This window comes from Amycolatopsis sp. NPDC049691, from assembly GCF_040675005.1.
Classification (GTDB): Bacteria; Actinomycetota; Actinomycetes; order Mycobacteriales; family Pseudonocardiaceae; genus Amycolatopsis.
In genome coordinates, this window is sequence record NZ_JBFANX010000009.1 from 92,850 (window position 1) to 109,518 (window position 16,669).

Genomic DNA, 16,669 nt, shown 5'->3' on the forward strand with positions numbered 1-16,669 from the left:
CCGCCGTGTCGTACGGCGGCCCCGGCCCGTCAGGGGGTGACTTCGGCGATGCCGAGCATGTTGCCCTCGCTGTCGCGGAACCACGCGGCGCGTTCGCCGCGGCCCTTGCTCGGGTAGTTGCCGCGGATCTCCATGATCCCGTTCACACAGCCCTCGTACTCCTCGAACACCACTCCGCGCGCCCGCAGCTCGGCGACCGTCGCCTCGATGTCGTCGACGTAGAAGCCCAGCTGCGTGAACGAACCATCGGACGCGCCGGCCGAGGCGAACAGGCAGAACACACCCGACGCGCCTTCGTACCGCAGGCCGCCTTCGCGTTCTTCGGCCGCTTCGAGCCCGAGCTTCTCCGAGTACCACCGGCGGGCTCGGGCAAGGTCCTGCGTGGGGATGCGGGCTTCGAACTTCGCGTCGCTCAGCATCCCCCCAGGCTAGCCGTCAGCGGACGCCGAGGAGGTGCTCCAGCGCCAGCTGGTTCAGCCGGGTGAAGTGGTACCCGCGCTGGGCTGCCACGTCCGGGTCGAAGTCGTCGTTCAGGACGTCGTCGAACGTCTCGCCCGGCGCCAGCGTCGGGGTCGACAGGTCCGGGACGCGGGACGCGGCGAGGGCTTCGACGACCTCCGGGTCGGAGCGGAACTTGGCCGACTTCTCCTTCAGGATCAGGTAGGTCCGCATGTTCGCCGCCGCCGAGACCCACACGTCGGCCGGGTCCTCCGTGCGCAGCGGCTTGTAGTCGAAGTGGCGCGGGCCCTCGTAGCCGCCGTTCTCCAGCAGGTCGACGAGGAAGAACGCGCTCTTCGTGTCACCGTGGCCGAAGATCAGGTCCTGGTCGTACTTCGGGCCGTGCTGGCCGTTGAGGTCGATGTGGAACAGCTTGCCCTGCCACAGCGCCTGCGAGATGCCGTGCACGAAGTTCAGGCCGGCCATCTGCTCGTGCCCGACCTCCGGGTTCAGCCCGAACATCTCCGGCCGCGCGAGCTGGGAAATGAAGCCCAGCGCGTGCCCGATCGTCGGCAGCAGGATGTCGCCGCGCGGCTCGTTCGGCTTCGGCTCGAGCGCGAACCGCAGCGAGTAGCCCTTCTCGACGACGTAGTCCGCGAGGAGGTCGAGGCCCTCCTTGTAGCGGTCGAGCGCCGCCCGGACGTCCTTGGCGGCGTCGGACTCGGCGCCCTCGCGGCCGCCCCAGACGACGTAGGTCTCGGCGCCCAGCTCGGCCGCCAGGTCGAGGTTGCGGCGCACCTTCCGCAGCGCGTACCGGCGGACGTCGCGGTCGTTGCTGGTCAGGCCGCCGTCCTTGAACACCGGGTGGGTGAACAGGTTGGTCGTCGCCATCGGGACCTTCAGGCCGGTCTCCGCGAGCGCCTTGCGGAACCGCTCGATCGCCTTGTCGCGGTCGGGCTCGGTCGCCAGCAGGTCGTCGTCGTGGAACGTCACGCCGTAGGCGCCCAGCTCCGCGAGCCGGTGCACGCTCTCCACCGGGTCCAGCGGCGGCCGCGTCGCGACCCCGAACGGGTCGTTCGCGGGCCAGCCCACGGTCCAGAGGCCGAAGGTGAACTTGTCGGCCGGCTGGGGAGCGTAGTCGCTCATGACTGTCCCTTCATTTAGTTCACGTTGTAGACTAAATATGCGCCGCGGGGGTCCCGGGCGTCAATAGGCCGGTTAGAGTGCTTCGCAGGAGGGACCGATGACCCAGGCCGTGCGGCACGACTCCATGCGCGCCCGCAACCTCGAGGTCGTGCTGGGCGCCGTCAGCCGCGGCGGCCCGCTGACCCGCGCCGCGCTCGCCGAGCTGACCGGGCTGACGAAGTCGACGGTCTCCAAGCTCGTCGGCGATCTGGTGGACGCGGGACTGCTGGCCGAGACCGGGCCCGCGCGCGCGGGCGAGCGGGGCCGGCCGGGGGTGGAGGTCGTGCTCAGCGGGGCGCGCGTGGCGTCGCTGGGGCTGGAGATCAACGTCGACTACCTCGCGGTGCGCGTGCTCGACCTCACCGGCGGCGTCCGGTTCGCCGCCCGCCGCGACCGCGACAACCGCGGTTCCCGGCCGAAGAAGGTCCTCGCCGAACTCCAGGCGCTGGCGACCGACGCGCTGGCCGAAGCCCACCGGCTGGGGCTGGAGGTGGCGGGCGCGGTGCTGGCGGTGTCCGGCCCGGTCGGCGACGGCGTGCTGTTCAGCGCCCCCAACCTCGGCTGGCAGGACGTCCGCCCGGCCGGCCTGCTCCGCCTGCCGGTCCCGGTGGAGCTGGACAACGAAGCGAACCTCGCGGCCCTGGGCGAGCTTTGGTACGGCGACGGCGAGCGCGACTTCCTGTACGTGTCGGGCGAAGTGGGTATCGGCGCGGGTCTGGTCGTGAACGGCACGCTGTTCGCCGGCGCCCGCGGGCTGGCGGGCGAGCTGGGCCACGTCGTGGTCGCCCCCGGGGGCCCCCTCTGCCGGTGCGGCGGCAACGGCTGCCTGGAGACCTTCGCCGGCCAGGAAGCCTTGCTGACGGCCGGAAACGCTCAGACGCTCCCAGCGTTCCTCGCCGCCCTCGAAGCCGGCGACGCAACGGCCCGGCAAGCGTGTGCGGCAGCGGGCCAAGCCCTCGGCATCGCCTTGACGTCGGCGGTGAACCTGCTGGACCTCGACCGGATCGTGCTGGGTGGGGTGTTCACCCAGCTGTACCCGTGGTTGTCCGGGCCGGTGTCGGAGGTGCTGACCACCCGGCTTGGCGGCCTGCGCGGCGAGCCGCCGGTGCTGTCGGCGTCACGGCTGGGCGGCGACGCGGCGACGCTGGGTGCGGCGGGCCGGGTGGTGCACCGGGTGCTGGCGGATCCGGCGCCGTTCGTGAGCCGGGCTCAGGAGGCGTAGGCCTCCACCTCGGCCGCCTGGCCGGCCGGCCAGCCGGTGTTGCCGGTGAACGTCAGCCGCAGGTGGCGGTCCGTCGACGACACCGGGATCGTCACCGTGTTCCCCGTCGCCGGGTCGAAGACGTAACCCGCCGGGCTCCCGTCGCCGACCGCGATCGTCTGCGTGCGGCGCCCCCACGACGGCGGCAGTTTGAGCACCACCCGGCCCACCGCCGTCGCCGAGCCGAGGTCCACCGTCAACGTCTGCGGGAACGCGTTGTTCGTGCTCTCCCAATAGCTCGACGCGTTCCCGTCGACGGCGTTCCCCGCCGGATAGCCGCCCTGCGACCCGCTCGCGGTGACCGCCTTGCCCCGCGCCAGGTTGACCGAGGCGGGCGGCGGGCCGCCCAGCTGGGCCGCCCAGTACCGCGTCCGGTCCAGGTACGCGGTTTCCGACGCCGCGCCGGAAGTCCCGTAGGCGCCGGCGAACGTCTCGTAGGCCGGCGATGGCGGTGACGACCGCGCCGGTTCGATGACCGATCCCTCGTGCCACTCGTTGAACGACGTCACCGAAACCCAGTCGGCGCCCGAAGAAAGCGCGTTCTGCCACTCCCGGTCGTAGGTGGCGCCGTTGTCGCGGGACAGCGTCGGTGTCGTGTTGCCCGGCACCGCCCGGTCGTCGTCGTAGCCCGGGCCCACCGAAGGCGCCCACACGAGACCGTTGGCCTCGCAGTACGCGCCCGCCTCGCGCCAGCCCGGCGCCGTCGCCCCGGCGATCGCGTCGTAGGTGTACATCCCGCCGAAGTGCGCGACCTTGCTCGTGTCCGTCGTCTGCGCCAGCACGATCGCCGACGAACGCACCTGGTCGAGCGGGGTCCAGTCGGTGATCCGCAGGCTTTCGAAGACATAGAACGCCCCGCGGCCGCCCTCGCGGTAGAAGGCGGGACTCGACCCGTAGCGCCCCAGGATGTAGTTGACGTCCGAGACCGTGGACGCCGCCGTCCGCCCGCTGTAGGGCTCCAGGTGCCACGCGACGCGAATCCCGTGCCGTGCCGCCGCTGCCAGCACGCCGGGTGCCAGACCGTCCTCATAGGACCCCTGGCCCCACCAGCTGTAGACGATCACCCCGGCGCCGGACTGCTCGATCCACCGCATGTGCTGCTCGACCGCGCCGGAGAAGTCGCCGGAGTCGTACGGACCCAGCACCGGGTAGAAGTTCGCACCGACGTCGTCCGGTGGCGTGTGGCCGCCCTGCACCCAGTGCCGGTAGCCGGTGGAACTGCCTCCGTACCAAGGGTAGTAGAACAACTGGGTCCGGGAGGAAAGCGCGGCCGCGTGCGCGATGCCCGGCAAAGTGGCCGCCAGCAGGAGAAGCGCGGCGAAGAACGTCGAAATCCGTCGCATGGGGACCCCTCGGTGGATGCGGAGTGTTCCAGACCATACGGACGCGCGACGAGTCAGGGCAATAGTTCACCGGACATACGCAAACTTGCGTCGGAAAGCGACCAGGAACACGAAAGCCGCGTCGGGTGATCGTAAGCTTCAGCATGTGACAGGGAAAGAGGCATCGTTGACAGGCATGCGGACGGTAACTCGTATGAGTGATATGACGTCGTGTTCATGATCATTTAAAGTGCGCCTGACCTGCGGTTTTGTTAGAACCTGAGGCCGCTGCCGCATGTAGTAAGATGCCATCATGGTTGACCATGCGTTCCATGCAGGACTATCCTCTTGGCAATGTAGTTGAAACTGGATGGTAGAAATGGACCTTGAAGTCAAGGCGATGGGCGAGGTTGCCGCAGCGATCGACGGCTTGGACGATGATGCGCGGAAGCGTGTCCTGCAGTGGGCTGGGGCAAGGTATGGGGTGTCGCTGACTGCAACGGGTGGCAGTCGAGGAGCTGTGGACACTCCGGAGCCTGAGTGGCAACATCGGGTGCCTGATGCTCGCGACGTGCCGCGAGAAGATCCCGTTTATGAAGACTTCGTCGATCTATTTGATGCTGTCGATCCGGGAAGTGACGTTGAAAAAGCTCTGGCTGGAGCGTACTGGTTGCAAGTTATCCAGCGTAGCCCTTCATGGCGCGCGCTTAACGTCAACAACCTTCTGAAAGACACGGGCCATGGCATCGGGAATGTCACAACGGCGTTGACTTCCTTGCAAAGTCGAAAGCCGGCTTTGGTTCGTCAGATGGCAAAATCTGGGAAATCTCAGCAGGCGCGAAAGACTTACAAGCTGACGACTTCGGGAATTGCCTATGTTCGCAATAAACTTGGTCTCGGATCTTCGGTTCCTGCTGCTCTTGCGGACAATGGTGACCCTGAGTCATGAAACCCATTGACAAGGTAAACCTGCTTGCTGGAGTTCCGAGTTCTGTTCGGAGCGAACTTATTGATACGTTGACAAGAATAGCAATAAACTTTCGTGAGCGACGCTGGGAGCCGTCAGAGCTTAATGGCGGGAAGCTGTGCGAGATTGTCTACTCAATCGTGCGAGGTGAGGCGGATGGTCAGATACTTGCTCGACCGGTCAAGCCGAAGAATATGGTGGACGCTTGTCGAGACCTAGAAAAAGAGGTTTCCCTGCCGCGATCCATGAGAATTCAAGTGCCGCGAGTGCTCATGGCTCTTTATGAGATTCGCAATAACCGAGGAGTCGGTCATGTTGGCGGGGACGTAAACCCTAATCACATGGATGCGATTGCTGTTCTGTATATGTCAAAGTGGCTGGTTGCGGAGCTGGTGCGCTTCTATCACAAGGTGGACACGGTCGTTGCGACTGAAGCTGTGGATGCAATTGTTGAGCGTGAACTGCAGGTCGTATGGCCTGTCGATGGACGAAAGCGTGTCCTTATTGAAAAAGCTACGCTTCGCGATAAAACTTTGTTGCTGCTCTATGGAGAAAGTGTCGCGATTCCCGAAGATCAAATAAGAGATTGGGTTGAGGCTTCAAATTCAAGTAGCTATCGAAGAGATGTCCTGAAAAAAGCTCATAAGGCAAAGCTTATTGAGTATAATGCACTAGAAAAGAATGTTAGACTGTCTCCACTGGGGGTTCGCTACGTTGAAGAGAATCTTTCTCTGATAGCATAGTTTATTTGGGGTTATTCCCGCTCAACGAAAACCGCCCCGGGCGCACCCGGGGCGGTTTCCGTTGAGCGGGACTAGCCGACGGAGTTGACCAGCACCAGCGAGGAGCCGACCGTGACACCCGTGTCGGTCTGCACGGTCAGCTGACCGCGCAGGATCCGGCCCGCCGCGGGGGCGGCCGTGGCCGTCACCGTCGCCGGCACCGTCCACGAGGTGCCCGACGCCCGCGCCGCGTTCGCGTCGGTCACCGCGACCGAACCGAACGCCGGGTTGGTGAACACGTCGAGGTAGTCGTACTCGGTGGTGCCGGCGGGCACCGCGTACCCGTCGACGAGCGCGACCCACACGCCGGGCGCCGGGTTGGGCACGGTCACCGACTCCTCGGAGTCACCGTCCGCGCTCACCGCCGCCTGCACGCAGGAACCGGTCGTGCAGTTGTACAGCACCAGGTCCAGGTCGGCGCCGACGTCGGACGTCTTGCCGATCGTGGCGGTCAGCGACGTCGAGCCCGGCGTCACCGCGATCTGGTACTGCTGCTGCGCGCCCTCGGTGATCGACGGCCGCGAGACCTTCGCGCTGCCCAGCGTGGCGCCGTTGAGCTTGCCGGTGAACGCGCCGAGCGTGTTCTGCACGGTGTAGGACCGCGCGACCGGCTGGCCCAGCGTGGCCGAGGCGATCGTGTCCGGGTTCGGCGTGATCGCCGTGCCCAGCACCGACGCGCTCAGCTTGTACGCCGCATTGTCCACATCGGACGTCCGGCGCGCTTCGACGACGATCTCCCACACACCCGGCAGCGGGTTCGCGAACGTCCGGCTGGTCGGCGTGCCGCCCGGGCAGCCGGCCCCCGCGTCGGGGAGGTAGCAGTACGTCGTCGACGTGCTCGCCTCGGCCGGCACGCCGGTCGGGTCGTAGCGCAGGAACCGCACCTGGCCCTTGCCCGGGGCGCCGGCGCCGGCGTCCAGGTCCACCTTCAGCGCGCTGGCGCCCTGCGGCACCCGCACGAAGTAGCTGGTCGCCTGGTTGCGGGCGATCTTGCCGGTCACGTCGACCTGGAAGCCCTTGTCGGCGGTGAACTCCTGCGGCGCGAAGACCGTGTTGAGGGTCTGCACGTCGATGCCGATGGTCAGCGGGTTGTCCAGGTACAGCAGCGCCGAGTGGACGCCCGCGTTCTTCGGGTTCACCTTGACGTCGAACTTCACCGGCGTGTTCAGCGGCAGCACCACCGTCGACGCCGAGGAGAACGTCCCGTCGTTCCCGGTCCACCGCGCGAAGTACGGCACGGGGTGCGCCGAACCGGTCGTGCGGGTGATCGTGTAGGTGCGGGTGTAGGCCTTGCCCGTGGTCACGCCCTCGCGGTCGTGGATGCCCACGCCGGTGTTCGGGGTGGCCAGCAGGCCCGACAGCGCGGTGTGCACCTCGACCGAGGTCGACACGGTGTCCGGCTTCGGGTTGAGCGACAGCGCGACGAACGCGGCCGGGACGTTGAACAGGCCGGCGCCCTGGGCGTACGCGCCGATGCCCGGCACGAACCGCGCGGTCGACTTGATCGCCGAACGCAGCTGCGCCACCGGCGGCCGCTGGCCGTTGTGCGTCGCCTTGTACGCGCTCACCAGCAGTGCCGCCGCGCCGGTCGCCTGCGGCGCCGCCATCGACGTGCCCTGCAGCATCGCGTAGCCCGCGGGCAGGCTGTACGTGCCGGCCACCGGGCCCGGTGCCTCCCAGCGCGGGGTGGTGGAGATCGCCGCGCCGGGCGCGATGATGTCCGGCTTGAAGCCGCCGTCCTCACGCGGGCCGCGCGAGGAGAACGGGTGCAGCGACTCGGCGTTCTGGGTCTTCGAGCCGTAGTTCGAGAGCCAGGTCTCCTTGGTGATGTACGAGCCGACCGAGATCGCGTCCGACGCCACCGACGGGTCGCCGACGGTGTTCGCCCCGGCGCCGCTGTTGCCGGCCGAGATGAAGATCTGGACGTTGTACTCGGCGATCGTGCGGTTGTAGAGCTCCGCGCGGGCGTTGTTGCCGTCGTTGAGCGCCGGCAGGCCGCCGATCGAGATGTTGATGACGTCGGCGCCGTGGCTCGCGGCGTAGACGACCCCGTCGATCAGGCCGGACGAGGTGCAGGCGCTGCCGGTGAGGCAGACCTTGACCGCGAGCACCTTCGCGCCCGGGGCCGCGCCGTCCATCTTGCCGCCGAACAGGTCGTTGCCGGTGGCGATGCCCGCGACGTGCGAGCCGTGCTCGGCGCCGGCGATGCCGATCCCGACGTAGCCCGCCTTGTCGGTCTGGACCACGAAGGCCATCCGCTCGGCGATGTCGGTCGCCGGGTTGTCGGTGCCGAAGAAGCCGACGTCGTTCTTGACCTTGTAGTCGGTCATCGGCTTCTCGTCGGTGAAGTCGCCGTTGCCGTTGAGGTCGACCCGGACCTCCTTGGTCGCCGGGTCGAGCAGCACGCCCCAGGAGTCGGCGCGGTCGCCGTCGCGGTTGATGTCCCCGCCGGTCTCGCTGTCCGCCGCGCCCAGGTCGCCCGCGGTCTCGCCGAACACGCCGAAGGTGTAGGGACCGCCGGTCGCCGGAGCCGTCCAGCTCCGGCCGTTGGCGGTGAAGGTGCCGGTGTAGGTCTGGGTGGACTGCTTGACCCAGGTCCCGTCGCCGGAGTTGGTGGCGTTGGCGTTGTACCAGTCGACGATCTTGCGCTCGCCGTGGCTGGTGGTCGCCAGCGCGGGCGAGTCGAGGTCGACACCGGAGTCGAGCACCGCGACCGTGGTGTCCTTGCCGTCCCAGTTGGGCAGGACCTGGCCGAACTGCGCCGCGTAGGTGTCGCCGGTCGGCAGGTACGGGTTGACGCGCGGGGTGTCCTTGCCGGGGGCCGGCTGCGGCAGCGGGGTGGTCGCGCCGTCGGGCTTCGGGTCGTCGCGGTAGACGAGGCCGTCGACGTCGACGGCGTTGACCGCCTTGAGCTTCGCGGCCTTCTCCGCCTTCTCGGGCGGGACGGTGACCTTGATGTAGTCGAGCTTGGGGTCGGTGGACTGGACGACGCCACCGAGCGCCTTGAGCTGGTCGACGGCCGCGCCGGTCTGGCCCTTCTCGGCCGCGATCAGCAGCGTGACGTCGGGCTTGCCGGCCTTCTCGGCTTCGGCGACGAGCGCGCGGTCGTGCTCGTCGAGGGTCTTGCCGTCGGCCGCGCCCGAGGTCGGTGGCGCGGGCTGGGCGGCGGCCACGGGAACGGCGACGCCGAGGACGGAGGCGCCGAGTGCGGTGGCGAGGACGGTGATCCCGGCCCGCCGTCTCCAGCGCGATCTGAGCTGTGTCACTGAGAACGACCCTTCGTGAAGAGATGCGTCCGAGAAGTACACAACGTGAGATCTTCGTCAGCAATCAGACAGTTAGCCCATCGACCGCAATTGGTTGTGGGCCGAACGGCCTAGTGCGATCACCGGTTGGGCGGCCACGGGAAACGCCGATTTCCGGTGAAAGGGACGCCTTGCTATACGTGCGTGCAGCGAGCTATATTCACGTGTAGTCGACTACACGTACGTATAGGACCGTCATGAGCACCGAAGACTTCACCGCACGGGCCCGGATCCGCGAGGCCGCCATCAAGCTCTTCACCGAGCGCGGCATGGAGAAGACGTCGATCCTCGACATCGCCAAGGAGGCCGGGGTCTCGGGTGGCCTGATCCGCCACCACTTCGGCTCCAAGGACGGCCTGCGCGAGGCGTGCGACGCGTACGTCTTCGACGAGCTGGTGAAGTTCAAGGAGGAGGTGCTGGCGAAGGGCGCTGCGAACCCGGGGTTCGTCCCGACGTTCGACGCCCGTCAGCTGCTCTACCGCCGGTACCTGGGCCGCGCGATGATCGACGGCTCCGAAGCCGCGGCCGCGCAGTTCGTGGAGATCGTCGACGAGACCGAACGCTACTTCCGCGAGCAGGGCATCGACCTGCCCGACCCGCGGGGTGTCGCCGCCGCGCTCGCCGCGATGACCGGCGGGCTGATGATCCTGCAGGACCACGTCGCCCGCGCGCTCGGCGAGGAGCCGGGCACGAACGAGGCGATGCTGCGGATGTCGGCGGCCGCCGGGCACCTGTTCATGAACCCGCTCGCCACCACCGAAGTCCTCGAAAAGGCCCGCGAAGCGCTGGCCGCCTACCAACGGAAGGAATGACGATGGCCGAAGCGATCACCGCCGACGGCCTCACCAAGGCGTTCGGTCCGGTGAAAGCCCTCGACGGGCTCGACCTGACCGTCCACACCGGCGAGGTGCACGGGTTCCTCGGACCCAACGGCGCCGGCAAGACCACCACGATCCGCGTCCTGCTGGGACTGATGCGGGCCGACGGCGGCCGCGCCACCCTGCTCGGCGGCGACCCCTGGACCGACGCGACCGAGCTGCACCCCCGCCTCGCGTACGTGCCCGGCGACGTCACGCTCTGGCCCAACCTCACCGGCGGCGAGGTCATCGACCTGCTCGGGCGCCTGCGCGGCGGGCTCGACGGCAAGCGGCGCGCGGAGCTCGTCGAGCGCTTCGACCTCGACCCGCGCAAGAAGGGCCGGACGTACTCGAAGGGCAACCGGCAGAAGGTCGCGCTGGTCGCGGCGCTCGCGTCCGATGTGGAGCTGCTGATCTTCGACGAGCCGACGTCCGGGCTCGACCCGCTGATGGAGGAGGTGTTCCGCGAGGTCGTCGAAGAGGAGCGGGACCGCGGCGACCGGACCGTGCTGCTGTCCTCGCACATCCTGTCCGAGGTCGAGGCGCTCTGCGACCGCGTCACGATCGTCCGGGCGGGGAAGACCGTCGAATCGGGGACGCTGGACGAGCTGCGGCACCTGGGCCGGATCACGATCGACGCGTCGCTCGCGCACGTGCCCGCGGATCTCGCCGCGCTGCCGGGGGTGCACGACCTGAGCTCGTACGGCTCGCACGTCCACCTGTCCGTCGACCAGCCGGCGCTGGACGACGTCATGCGGCACCTGGCCGAGGCCGGGCTGCGGAACCTGGTGAGCCGGCCGCCGACGCTCGAAGAGCTGTTCCTGCGCCACTACCGGCACGACGAGCCGGTCGGAGCGGCGCGATGACGGGGACGTGGTCGCTGCTGCGGCTGGTGCTGCGCCGCGACCGGCTGCTGATGCCGCTGTGGATCGTCTGCCTGGCGATCGCGCCGATGGGCTACCTGTCGTCGATCAAGGCCGCTTACCCGGACGCGGCGGCGCGCCAGCACTTCTACGACCTGAACGCGTCCAGTGCGACGTTCCTGGTCCGCAACGGGCCGCTGTACGGCTCGTCGGTGGGGAACCTCCTGGCGTGGCAGTGCGGGTTCGTGCCGGTCGTCGTCGGGCTGATCGCGCTGCTCACGGTGGTCCGGCACACCCGGACCGAGGAGGAGGCCGGACGCCGGGAGCTGACCGGTGCGACGGTGGTCGGGCGGCACGCGGGCCTGGCGGCGGCGGTGCTCGCCGCGTGTGGAGCATGTCTGGTGTACGGGATCTTGGTGGGCCTCGGCGTCGGGGCGCAGGGCGTTCCGTTCGCCGGGGCGTTCGCCCTGGGACTGGGCTTTTCGTTGGCGGGCTGGGTGTTCGCCGCGGTGGGGGCGGTCGCGGCGCAGCTGACGTGGGGGGCGAGCGGCGCGCGGGGCGCCGGGATCGGCGTGCTGGTGCTCGCGTTCCTGCTGCGGGCCGCGGGCGACAGCGGCTCGGCGGGGTGGCTCGCGTGGCTGTCGCCGATCGGCTGGGCGCACCGGATGCGGCCGTTCGCGGGGGAGCAGTGGTGGGTGCTGCTCCTGGCGGTGTCCGCGACGGGCTCGCTGGTCGTGCTGGCGGTCGCGTTGTCGGCGCGGCGCGACCTCGGCGCGGCGCTGCTCCCGGCCCGGCTGGGGCGGTCCGGCGCGCGGGCGTCGCTGCGGTCGCCGCTGGCCTTGGCGTGGCGGCTGCAGCGGGGGACGCTGCTGGTCTGGACCGGCTGCCTGGCGCTGGTCGGGCTGCTGATGGGCGGGGTCGCGCAGAACGTCGCGGAGACGATGCGGGACAACAAGGCGGTCGCGGACGTGCTGTCCCGGTTGGGCGGCGGAGGCGGGGTGATGGACGCGTACCTGGCGGGCACGATGACGCTGTTCGGCTTGGCGGCGGCGGGGTACGCGGTCCAGGCGACGCTGAAGCTGCGCGCGGAGGAAGCGGGGGGCCGGGCGGAACCGGTACTGGCGACGGCGGTCGGGCGCATCGGCTGGGCGCTCGCGCACCTGACGTTCGCGTTGGCCGGCTCGGCGTTCCTGCTGACTGTCACGGGTTTGGCGACGGGGCTGGCGTACGGCGCTTCGCTGGTCCCGGCGGCACTGGCCCAGCTGCCGGCGGTGTGGGTACTGGCCGGGCTGTCGACGTTGCTGGTCGGCCTTGTCCCCCGTTTCGCGGCGGCGGCCTGGGGTCTGCTGGGCGCGTTCCTGCTGCTGTCGCTGGTGGGATCGGCGTTGCGGTGGAACGAGGTGGTGCTGGGGATCTCGCCGTTCCAGCACCTGGCAAGGCTGCCAGGAGGAACGTTTTCGGTGACGCCGGTGCTCTGGCTGGTGGCGATCGCGCTGGTGGCCGGGATCGGTGGCCTGGCAGCGTTGCGAAGGCGTGACATCCCGGTGGGCTGACAGCAGTGAAGGCCACCTCGAGGGGGAGGTGGCCTTCACCAATCATCGAGCGGCAACCGAGGGAGTCGAACCCTGCGCGGCTTGTGAAGGCGGCGCCCCTGACCGGCCCTGACCCTTCGGCGGGCGACGGCTGCCATCTCTTACAACAGTAGCTAATACCCATCTCATTCCCATCTCACTCCGTGCTTCACCCGGACGGGTCCGCCTGGCAGGGTGGTCCGCATGGATGATCTACTGCTGCGCCGGGTGCGGCCGGGGCTCGGCGGGGAGCTTTCGGACGTCCGGGTGAACGACGGCCGCGTCACGGCGATCTCCGAGCCGGGTTCGGCCGGGTTCGCCGCGCGGGTCGTCGACGGGCACGGCGGTACCTTGCTGCCCGGGCTCGTCGACGCGCACGTCCACCTGGTGCAGTGGGCGACGTTCCGGCGCCGGATCCCGCTGGACGCGGCGCGGTCGGCGGGGGAGGCGATCGAGCTGTTGCTGGCGCACCTGCTGGCGACGCCGTCGCGGCCGTCGGAACTGGTCGTGGGCGCGGGGTTCCGCGACGGGCTCTGGCCGGACAAGCCGCACAAGGACCTGCTGCAGCGGGCGCTGCCGGGCCGGGCGGTGGCGTTGTTCAGCGCGGATCTGCACACGCTGTGGCTGAGCCCGGCGGCGCTGAAGCTGATCGGCCGCGACCACCCGACGGGTGTGCTGCTGGAGAACGACTGCATGAGCGCGACGGCCCAGCTGCCGACGGCCGCGATCGAGGTCCAGGACGAGTGGGTGGCGGAAGCGGTGTCCGCGGCGGCCGCGCGCGGGGTGACGCAGATCGTCGACTACGAGTACGCGGACACGGTGGCGGACTGGACGCGGCGGGGTGCCCCGGCGGCCCGGATCTCGTGCGTGATCGCGAAACACCTGCTGGACCAGACCATCGAGCGTGGCCACCGCACGGGCGATGTCCTCCCGGATTCGGACGGGCTGCTGACGGTGGGCCCGTTCAAGCTCTTCGTGGACGGGTCCCTCAACACCCGCACGGCCTATTGCCACGACCCCTATCCCGGCGGGGATTCCCCGGGGCTGCTCGAACTCCCGCCGGCGGAGCTGGTTCCGTTGATGGAACGGGCTTTCGCGCACGGGCTGATCCCGGCGGTCCACGCGATCGGCGACCGGGCGAACACGATCGCGCTGGACGCGTTCGAGGCGGTCGGCTGCCCGGGGCGGATCGAGCACGCGCAACTGCTCTCGGCTGCCGACGTCGCGCGGTTCGCCGAGCTGGGCGTGATCGCGGCGGTCCAGCCGGCGCACCAGCCGGACGACCGCGACGTCGCCGACCGCCATTGGCACGGCCGGACCTCCCGGGCTTTCCCGTACCGCTCGCTGCTGGAATCGGGTGCCCGCCTGGAGTTCGGGTCGGACGCGCCGGTGGCACCGCTGGACCCGTGGGACGGCATCGCCGCGGCGGTGTTCCGGACCGACGACGACCGGCCGCCGTGGCACCCGGAGCAGGCCATCTCGTTCACCGACGCGCTGGCGGCGTCTTCGGGCGGCCGCCGGGGCGTGTCGGTGGGGGACGTGGCGGACTTGATGGTGACGGCGGCGGACCCCTCGACGCTGTCGGCCGCGGATCTGCGAGCCCTCCCGGTGACGGCGACGGTCCTGGCCGGGCACGTCACGCACCAGAGCTGACCCGGCGAGCCGTTTCCCCGCCGGTCGCCGTGGCTGGCCCCTCGCCGCGTCCGGGCTTGATTTGTCCACCGGACAACGGAAAAGATCCCACCGTGCATGTGACAACGTTGTCAGGAGGACACGGATCATGAGAACGCGGACGCGCGTCCTTGCCACCTTGCTCGCCGGCGCCACCACCATGGCGCTCGCGACCCCCGCTCAGGCCGCCGGGCCGAGGTTCGCCGACGACCCCACCACCCTCGTCGACACCTCGATCGGCAACAACGGGGACGGCACCACCTTCCCGGGCGCCACCACCCCCTTCGGCATGGTGCAGCTGTCCCCGGACACCCAGCTCAAGAAGTACGCGTCCTACGACTACGCGCAGGACACCACCCTCGGCTTCAGCCACACCCACCTCTCCGGCGTCGGCTGCCAGACCATGGGCAACTTCCGGTTCATGCCGACCACCGGCGCCGTCACCAGCAGCGACCCCGCGCAGTACGGCGCCAAGTTCAGCCACGCCAACGAGACCCGCCAGCCCGGGTACTACGGCGTGAAGCTCGACAACGGCATCGACGCCGAACTTACCGCCACCCAGCGCACCGGCCAGCACCGCTACACCTTCCCGGGCGGGGCGAGCGAGAACGTCCTCATCGAGGTCGGCGAGAGCAACGGCTACACCTACGCCGGCGACGTCCACGTCGTCGGGGACGACACCGTCGAAGGCTGGCTGCAGGGTGGCAACTTCTGCTGGGAGACGCAGAAGGAGCGCTACAAGGTCTTCTTCAGCGCCAAGTTCGACCGCGAGTTCACCAGCTTCGGCACCTGGACCGACAACAAGCTGACGCCGAACCAGCGCGACGCGAAGCTCGGCACCCAGCGCACCGGCGCGTGGCTCACGTTCGGCAGCGACTCCAGCCAGGTCGGGGCGTCCGTCGGCCTCTCCTACACCTCGATCGACGGTGCTCGCCTGAACCGCACCGCCGAACAGCCCAAGTCGTTCGACAAGGCGCGCAAAGCCGCCCACGACACCTGGGCGGACGAGCTGAACCGCCTGCGCGTCGCCGGCGGGACGACCGCCGACCAGCGGACCTACTACAGCGCGCTGTACCGGTCGCTGCTGCACCCGTCCGTCGGGTCCGATGTGGACGGTTCCTACCGCGGCTTCGACGACGCCGTTCACCGCAGCCGGGACACCTACTACCAGATGTTCTCGCTGTGGGACACCTACCGGTCGCAGAACCAGCTGGTCGCCTTGCTGCACCCGGACAAGGCCGCGGACATGACCAAGTCGATCCTGAAGATCTACCAGGACGGCGGCTGGGTCCCGCGCTGGGCGTTGGCCGGCGGCGAGACGAACGTGATGAGCGGCGACCCCGTAACGCCGTGGGTCGTCGACAACTACCGCCGCGGCCTCCTGGACGACAAGACCGCGCGTCAGCTCTTCGCCGCGTTGTGGCGCAACGCCAACGAGGTGCCGGCGGACCAGTCGATCTTCCGCGGCCGCGACGGCAACCCGACGTACGTGCAGAACGGCTGGATCGGTTACCAGGACCTGCCCGGCTACACCTACGGCGACACGCGCCAGGCCGGCTCGGCGACGCTCGAGTACGCCCTCGCCGACTGCGCGTTGTCCACCATGGCGTCCGGGCTGGGTTACCGGGACAAGGCCGCGACGCTGTCCGCTCGCTGCGGCAACTTCGCGAAACTGTGGGACACCGGCGTCGAATCCCACGGCTTCACCGGGTTCCCGCGCACTCGCGCGGCGGACGGCACCGGCGTCGGCGACCCGGATCCCGCCCAGTCGACCGGCTTCCACGAGGGCACGCCGTGGCAGTACCAGTGGCTGGCCCAGCAGGACACGGCGAAGCTGTTCGGCCTGATGGGCGGCCCGGCGCAGGCGGAGAAGCGGCTCGACACGTTCTTCGACATGCCGCTGCTGCTCACCGATCCGGCGAAGGCCGCCAAGGACTCGTGGGTCCACGGCGCGTACGACTATCACAACAACTTCGCCTTCAACCCGAACAACGAGCCGGACCTGCACGCGCCCTGGATGTACAGCTGGACGGGTGCGCCGTGGAAGACGTCGGCCGTGCTGCGCGCGGCGCGGACGCTGTTCACCGACACGCCCTACGGCATGCCCGGCAACGACGATCTCGGCACCATCTCGTCGTGGCTCGTCTTCGGCATGACGGGCGTCTTCGAAGCCCAGCCCGGCTCCGGGACGTACCTGCTCAGCACGCCGATGTTCGAGAAGGTGGAGATCCGCCCGGCCGGCGGCCGCAAGATCGAGATCGAGGCGCCGGGCGCGAGCGCGGCGAAGCTGCAGTACACAAAGGACGTCCAGATCGGACACCGGGCGTACGACCGCAGCTGGATTTCGCACGCGGACCTGCTGCGTGCGGGCAAGATCCGCTTCTCCCTGAGTGACACTCCCACGGCGTGGGGCACGAAGTCGGCCCCGCCCGCGATGTGATCCGGTG

At 69.2% G+C, this 16,669-nt stretch carries 12 protein-coding genes; 8 read left to right on the forward strand and 4 right to left on the reverse strand.

Annotated features, from left to right (window positions below):
* Nucleotides 1-29: 29 nt before the first annotated feature.
* Both AB0J40_RS21690 and xylA read right to left on the reverse strand, forming a co-directional pair.
* On the reverse strand, nucleotides 30-419 hold the full coding sequence (locus AB0J40_RS21690; RefSeq protein ID WP_364455809.1) for a VOC family protein: 390 nt from the start codon (nucleotides 417-419) through the stop codon (nucleotides 30-32).
* 16 nt (nucleotides 420-435) lie between these two features.
* On the reverse strand, nucleotides 436-1,584 hold the full coding sequence (gene xylA / locus AB0J40_RS21695) for a xylose isomerase (protein WP_364455810.1): 1,149 nt from the start codon (nucleotides 1,582-1,584) through the stop codon (nucleotides 436-438).
* 97 nt (nucleotides 1,585-1,681) lie between these two features.
* Here xylA and AB0J40_RS21700 point away from each other — a divergent pair, with 97 nt between their 5' ends.
* The gene (locus AB0J40_RS21700) at nucleotides 1,682-2,845 is read left to right on the forward strand and encodes an ROK family transcriptional regulator (protein WP_364455812.1); all 1,164 of its coding nucleotides are present in this window, start codon (nucleotides 1,682-1,684) and stop codon (nucleotides 2,843-2,845) included.
* Here AB0J40_RS21700 and AB0J40_RS21705 read toward each other — a convergent pair.
* Entirely contained in the window at nucleotides 2,833-4,227 is a 1,395-nt protein-coding gene (locus tag AB0J40_RS21705) for a discoidin domain-containing protein (protein ID WP_364455814.1), read from the reverse strand. The two genes, AB0J40_RS21700 and AB0J40_RS21705, sit on opposite strands and share 13 nt — an antisense overlap.
* Before the next feature lie 349 nt (nucleotides 4,228-4,576).
* Between AB0J40_RS21705 and AB0J40_RS21710 the strand changes: the two genes are divergently transcribed.
* Nucleotides 4,577-5,155: a hypothetical protein gene (locus AB0J40_RS21710; RefSeq protein WP_364455816.1), complete on the forward strand. Its 579-nt coding sequence runs from the start codon at nucleotides 4,577-4,579 to the stop codon at nucleotides 5,153-5,155.
* Complete coding sequence (locus AB0J40_RS21715; RefSeq protein WP_364455817.1) at nucleotides 5,152-5,916, forward strand: hypothetical protein; 765 nt, start codon at nucleotides 5,152-5,154, stop codon at nucleotides 5,914-5,916. Before AB0J40_RS21710 ends, AB0J40_RS21715 begins: the two co-directional genes overlap by 4 nt.
* A 71-nt stretch (nucleotides 5,917-5,987) precedes the next feature.
* On the opposite strand, the gene AB0J40_RS21720 is transcribed toward AB0J40_RS21715, so the two are convergent.
* Complete coding sequence (locus AB0J40_RS21720) at nucleotides 5,988-9,221, reverse strand: S8 family serine peptidase (protein WP_364455819.1); 3,234 nt, start codon at nucleotides 9,219-9,221, stop codon at nucleotides 5,988-5,990.
* 236 nt (nucleotides 9,222-9,457) lie between these two features.
* Here AB0J40_RS21720 and AB0J40_RS21725 point away from each other — a divergent pair, with 236 nt between their 5' ends.
* The 5 genes from AB0J40_RS21725 (at nucleotide 9,458) to AB0J40_RS21745 (ending at nucleotide 16,662) form a co-directional block, all read left to right on the forward strand.
* Nucleotides 9,458-10,072 (forward strand): TetR family transcriptional regulator, encoded by a 615-nt coding sequence (locus tag AB0J40_RS21725; protein ID WP_364455821.1) that lies wholly within the window; start codon nucleotides 9,458-9,460, stop codon nucleotides 10,070-10,072.
* Nucleotides 10,073-10,074: 2 nt separating this feature from the next.
* Nucleotides 10,075-10,983: an ABC transporter ATP-binding protein gene (locus AB0J40_RS21730; protein WP_364455823.1), complete on the forward strand. Its 909-nt coding sequence runs from the start codon at nucleotides 10,075-10,077 to the stop codon at nucleotides 10,981-10,983.
* A complete protein-coding gene (locus tag AB0J40_RS21735; protein ID WP_364455825.1) occupies nucleotides 10,980-12,533 on the forward strand; it encodes an ABC transporter permease in 1,554 nt (517 codons plus the stop codon). Before AB0J40_RS21730 ends, AB0J40_RS21735 begins: the two co-directional genes overlap by 4 nt.
* Before the next feature lie 222 nt (nucleotides 12,534-12,755).
* Nucleotides 12,756-14,204, forward strand: a complete 1,449-nt coding sequence (locus AB0J40_RS21740) for an amidohydrolase family protein (RefSeq protein WP_364455827.1) — start codon at nucleotides 12,756-12,758, stop codon at nucleotides 14,202-14,204.
* 127 nt (nucleotides 14,205-14,331) lie between these two features.
* Nucleotides 14,332-16,662 carry a GH92 family glycosyl hydrolase gene (locus AB0J40_RS21745; RefSeq protein ID WP_364455828.1) on the forward strand — a complete coding sequence of 777 codons (2,331 nt, stop codon included), beginning with the start codon at nucleotides 14,332-14,334 and terminating at the stop codon, nucleotides 16,660-16,662.
* The last annotated feature ends 7 nt before the right edge of the window (nucleotides 16,663-16,669 follow it).

Bases quoted from the DNA above. Each gene is read 5' to 3' on its own strand.
- AB0J40_RS21700 (WP_364455812.1), top strand. From the start codon at position 1,682: ATGACCCAGGCCGTGCGGCACGACTCCATGCGCGCCCGCAACCTCGAG.
- AB0J40_RS21740 (WP_364455827.1), top strand. From the start codon at position 12,756: ATGGATGATCTACTGCTGCGCCGGGTGCGGCCGGGGCTCGGCGGGGAG.
- AB0J40_RS21710 (WP_364455816.1), top strand. From the start codon at position 4,577: ATGGTAGAAATGGACCTTGAAGTCAAGGCGATGGGCGAGGTTGCCGCA.
- xylA (WP_364455810.1), bottom strand. From the start codon at position 1,584: ATGAGCGACTACGCTCCCCAGCCGGCCGACAAGTTCACCTTCGGCCTC.
- AB0J40_RS21715 (WP_364455817.1), top strand. From the start codon at position 5,152: ATGAAACCCATTGACAAGGTAAACCTGCTTGCTGGAGTTCCGAGTTCT.
- AB0J40_RS21725 (WP_364455821.1), top strand. From the start codon at position 9,458: ATGAGCACCGAAGACTTCACCGCACGGGCCCGGATCCGCGAGGCCGCC.
- AB0J40_RS21745 (WP_364455828.1), top strand. From the start codon at position 14,332: ATGAGAACGCGGACGCGCGTCCTTGCCACCTTGCTCGCCGGCGCCACC.
- AB0J40_RS21735 (WP_364455825.1), top strand. From the start codon at position 10,980: ATGACGGGGACGTGGTCGCTGCTGCGGCTGGTGCTGCGCCGCGACCGG.
- AB0J40_RS21705 (WP_364455814.1), bottom strand. From the start codon at position 4,227: ATGCGACGGATTTCGACGTTCTTCGCCGCGCTTCTCCTGCTGGCGGCC.
- AB0J40_RS21690 (WP_364455809.1), bottom strand. From the start codon at position 419: ATGCTGAGCGACGCGAAGTTCGAAGCCCGCATCCCCACGCAGGACCTT.
- AB0J40_RS21730 (WP_364455823.1), top strand. From the start codon at position 10,075: ATGGCCGAAGCGATCACCGCCGACGGCCTCACCAAGGCGTTCGGTCCG.